General features: G+C 42.9%; 4 protein-coding genes and 1 pseudogene. 3 read left to right on the plus strand and 2 right to left on the minus strand.

All coding sequences use genetic code 11. From position 1 onward, the window contains the following. Positions 1-1,446, minus strand: a pseudogene (locus tag OSCI_RS14645) (recombinase family protein); the annotation flags it as partial. An 8-nt stretch (positions 1,447-1,454) separates the two neighbouring features. Here OSCI_RS14645 and OSCI_RS14650 point away from each other — a divergent pair. Then, positions 1,455-2,840, plus strand: a complete 1,386-nt coding sequence (locus OSCI_RS14650) for a proton extrusion protein PcxA (protein ID WP_007355779.1) — start codon at positions 1,455-1,457, stop codon at positions 2,838-2,840. A gap of 183 nt (positions 2,841-3,023) precedes the next feature. After that, a complete protein-coding gene (xseB, locus tag OSCI_RS14655) occupies positions 3,024-3,251 on the plus strand; it encodes an exodeoxyribonuclease VII small subunit (RefSeq protein WP_007355780.1) in 228 nt (75 codons plus the stop codon). Here xseB and OSCI_RS14660 read toward each other — a convergent pair. Next, on the minus strand, positions 3,248-3,943 hold the full coding sequence (locus tag OSCI_RS14660; RefSeq protein ID WP_007355781.1) for a diguanylate cyclase: 696 nt from the start codon (positions 3,941-3,943) through the stop codon (positions 3,248-3,250). The genes xseB and OSCI_RS14660 overlap by 4 nt on opposite strands. On the opposite strand from OSCI_RS14660, the gene OSCI_RS14665 reads away from it, so the two are divergent. After that, entirely contained in the window at positions 3,884-4,405 is a 522-nt protein-coding gene (locus OSCI_RS14665) for an ISAs1 family transposase (protein WP_019487523.1), read from the plus strand. The two genes, OSCI_RS14660 and OSCI_RS14665, sit on opposite strands and share 60 nt — an antisense overlap. The last annotated feature ends 14 nt before the right edge of the window (positions 4,406-4,419 follow it).

Genomic DNA, 4,419 nt, shown 5'->3' on the forward strand with positions numbered 1-4,419 from the left:
CCCCCATCTCCCCCCATCCTCTCCATCTCCCCTACCTCCCCCTTTCGCCGATCGCTGACTTAATACGACTAGCATTTCGGCTGCATCATCTCTTCCTACAAGACGACCCAAACCTGGATAGACTAAGGCTAAAAGGGTGAGTAAAGCTCTGATGGTAGGAGAACTGGAGAGAGGGCGTTGGTCGTTAAGGGATTCGATGAGGATGTTGCGACTGGTAAAGATTTCAATTAGGCTGTAGCGTGCGATCGCATCTAAACCAGGTGCAATCACTGCAATTTCCTGGGGCTTTGCGGCTTTTGACTGTACTAACTCGACGACTGTTTCAGCCGTTTTTCGTAGCAAATCGGAGCGAGAAGTGGTTTGAAGCGATCGCACTGAGGCAGGCAAGCGGTGGTGTGAAGGGTAAAATATGAAAGCATTAACCGCCAAGTCTACAACTGCCTCTCCAATCTCTGAGGCTAAGCCTGTAGGCTGGTTCAAGTTTTCTACCAAGCAGCGTACTTGTAAGTCTGCCATATATTCTGGGTCAGCCCCTAAACCTAGCCGAATTCCCCCATCGGGATTATAGGTAAAAGCACCTGCTGCACCGCGATCGAGCAGGAACTCAAACAGGCGGCGACTGATAGCTGGATATTCATCCACATCGTCCGCCAGCACTGCTTGATAGCGCTCCGCTAAGTGTTGCTGATAAGTAGGCTCTTCCAGCAAATACCGCCAATAGAGTTCGCAAATAATGCCATAAGTAAGTAATCCTCTGGCTAAACACCACTCTCGCCACTTCACCAACAACTCTCCCATGACTTCCCACAGGCTAGCCGGCGCGTTATCATCAGCAAATCCCTCTTCTAAAAGAGTGGGTATTTCTTCTGCGGGTGTACCGCTCTGAGCAGCCAGTTGGAATAAATCTAGAGTTCTACGCACCATGCGTTCTGTACCTACACCTGCTTGTCCCAAAATGCCTGCGTCCAGTTCAGAACGCCAGAGCATAGCTGCAAGTTCCTGTTCGGTTTCAGGTCGCAGTCGTAACGGAAATTGAGCCCTTAAGTCAAGCGAACGAATTAGGAGAGGCCAAAACAGCACTACTTCGTCTTCAAAAAAACCTAGAGGCGTAGTTGAGTGAAAGGAATGTTGACCAAAGGTAGCTTCCGCAATCCGGTCAGCTAAATCCAGTCTGTTGTCGCCGTTGGCGGCTAATACCAAAATTGCTGGTACTCTCTGACCAGCCATCTGTTGTAACTGACTTTGGCGGCGAGGAAAATTAGGTGATAAAGGCTTAACAGTTCGGCTCCATTGACAAAACTGCTCTACTAGGCGAGTGGTTTTACCGCTGCGGGAACTTCCAGTAATCCAAAAAGAATCAGAGGTCACAGTTTCTACAATAAATAAATCTGCTAAGATACCAAATACACTAATGCTTGCTGGTACTTTTCCAAAAGTATTAACCAATTTCAGCTATGACTATATCTCCCTGGATCGCGATCGGAAAATACTTGCACTCCGCCAACGACTGGTATCAAGAAACGCCGGAGAGAGCCTTAGATCAGGCTTACAATGCTGCCTTAGCAATTAAGGAGTTGGAAGACGAGCATTTTAATGGCAAAAAAATCTCGGCTCAATCTGTTAATTACGGTGACAGCGTACAGTCTTATTTTAACTCGGAACTGAGAAAATATTTAAAGATTGTCAAAATGAGATTGGTGGAGTTTAATGCTAGTCGTTATGTGTTCAATTTTCAGGAGCGAGTTGCAGGTCAACTTCATCACAGAAATTTAGGTGATAAATCTACAAAAATTTATGGTCTAGAGACACGAGATAGAGCTTCCGAGTTCTTTGAGAAGCTTGAGTTTATTGATGGGGTAATAAATAAGTATACTAAGGCTCAAACCCTACAAAATTTGACGGAGAGCCTCTCGGTTGCCAATTCGCAGAATGTTTCAGTAAATTCTTCCCATCAAAACTCTCCGCCATCTGAAAATAACTATTCAGGAGAGTCGAATAAAAATATAGCTAACAATGTTGATACTAGCGCCGCAGAGATGAGTTTACTGCCGCGTTCGCTCCTGGGAACTCTGAATAGAATTACTAGAGACTTAAACCCGGAAGCAGAAAAGGAAGTAATCAAAAGCTTTCGTAATTCAAAGGTAAAAACTATTATCTCTATTCGGTTTATTTTACTTTTGATTTTAATTCCACTCCTGGCCCAGCAATTATCCAAAAATTTCATTGTCGGGCCAATCGTTGACCAAGCTAGACCAGCGGAAATTTCTCGAACGGAAATTTCTCAAATCTTCATTAACGAGGATTTGGAAGAAGAAGCTTTTCAAGAGTTGCAGAGATTTGAGGAACTCATGAAGTTCAGAGAGTTAGTCGGTTTAGTTGCGCCACTTTCTGCGGAGGAAAAGGAGAAAGAGTTAGCACTGAAGGCTGTTAAAATTGCGGAGGAATACCGCAATGAAAGTGCTAATGCTATTAAAAATGTTTTTTCCGATCTCGTAGCTTGCGGTGTTTTCGCTGGCATTATTATTAATAACAAAAGACAAATAGATATTTTAAAATCTTTTATGGATGATGTGGTTTACGGTCTCAGCGATAGTGCTAAGGCTTTTATAATTATTTTGTTTACGGATATTTTTGTGGGTTTCCACTCGCCTCACGGCTGGGAAGTGATTCTAGAAAATGTATCTAAGCATCTAGGAGTACCAGAAAATAGAGATTTCATTTTTCTATTTATTGCCACTTTTCCTGTGATTTTAGATGCTGTTTTCAAGTATTGGATATTTCGATATTTGAATCGGAGTTCGCCGTCAGCGGTGGCTACGTATAAAAATATGAATGAGTAATCAGGAGGAAACAGGAGGCAGGAGGCAGAAGGCAGGAGGCTCTTATGTAGGAGGAAAATACAATCGGAGAAAGGGTTTGGGCGAACGAGAATGTCAAGACCGTTGTGGCGGCTCCTAGATAACTAAATTTTTCTTCCTTCTTCCTTCTTCCTTCTTCCTTCTTCCTTCTTCCTTCTACTTAAAATGATTGATTTTTCACAACGCCAGTCTGACTGGAAATATGAAACGACAGTGGCTCAGCTTGAAGAAATTATTAATCGAGTTGAATCAGGAGAACTCCTTTTAGAGGAAGTTTTTGAGCAATTCGCAATGGCTGTAGAATATTTGCAGCAGTGCGAAACTTTTTTGGTTGAGGGTAAAGAGCAAATGAATTTATTAATTGAAACTTTAAACGATGAACCTGGATTTTAAGATGTGAAAGGTTGCGGACAGTTTTGAGGGTGAATCACAACGATCGCGCGATCGCGTCCCTGGTTTTTGGCTAGATACAAGGCTCGATCTGCGTTAGCAATTAAATCCTCTAATCTCATATCTAAGCTGGGAATTAAACTGGTAACACCCAAACTCAACGTCAAGTATGGGTTTACCTCCGACTTGGGGTGGGGAATAGCGATCGCAGCGATCGCCATTCGTATAGATTCTGCCACGATTAACGCACCTTCTGCATTTGTATTCGGCAAAATCGCCACAAACTCCTCACCACCGTAACGAGCAACTAAATCTGTAGGACGTTTGGGAATTTTAGCGATCGCCTGCGCCACTTGGATCAAACAATCATCTCCGCGCTGGTGTCCGTAGCGATCGTTGTAGCGTTTAAAATAGTCAATATCCATGAGAATCAGTGCTAAAGGTTGCTGTTCTCGTAGATGTCGTTGCCACTCTCTAGCCAGATAGTAATCGAAGCGGCGGCGATTCGCAACCTGGGTCAATCCGTCTAAATTTACTAAGCGCGATAATTCCTGATTGGCACGTTGGAGTTCGACGGTGCGATCGGCAACTTGTTGTTCTAGCGTTCGATTGTAATCAGTTAAAATTTTTTCCACTTGCTTGCGATCGCTAATATCTCGAAAACACCGAAAGAAGAGTTTGCTGGTAGAGAGCATAGCTATTATCAACAAATAGAAGGAGGGCATCATCGAGTTGAAAAAAGACAAATTTGGACAGTGGCAGTCTCGGAGTTACCACCTCTTTATAATCAATCATTATGGACTGGATTAAAAACGATTGTGATGGTCGTAAGTGAAAGACGTTTGTGGAATAAAACTACCACAGAAGTTCGGTTTTATTTAAGTAGTTTAGCCAGTAATGCTGAGAAGATTTCTCAAGCAATTCGCAGTCATTGGGGTATTGAAAATAGCTTACATTGGACATTGGATGTTACTTTTTCTGAAGACAAGAGCCGCATTCGTAAAGATCATTCTCCTGAAAATTTTGCTCTTCTACGTCGTTTAGCTGTCAATTTACTGAAACAGGAAAAAGGATTTAAAGGAAGTTTAAAAATGAAGCGGTATCTGGCGGGAATGGATAATAATTATTTAGTTCAAATTTTAGACTCTGCCAGCTAACGCTCGAAAACTAT

The sequence above is a fragment of the Kamptonema sp. PCC 6506 genome (assembly GCF_000180455.1).
In the GTDB taxonomy this organism is placed as follows: Bacteria; Cyanobacteriota; Cyanobacteriia; order Cyanobacteriales; family Microcoleaceae; genus Kamptonema; species Kamptonema formosum.

What these genes read in the sequence shown, in the direction of transcription:
- OSCI_RS14660 (WP_007355781.1), bottom strand. Translation starts at nt 3,943, where the DNA reads ATGCTCTCTACCAGCAAACTCTTCTTTCGGTGTTTTCGAGATATTAGC.
- xseB (WP_007355780.1), top strand. Translation starts at nt 3,024, where the DNA reads ATGATTGATTTTTCACAACGCCAGTCTGACTGGAAATATGAAACGACA.
- OSCI_RS14650 (WP_007355779.1), top strand. Translation starts at nt 1,455, where the DNA reads ATGACTATATCTCCCTGGATCGCGATCGGAAAATACTTGCACTCCGCC.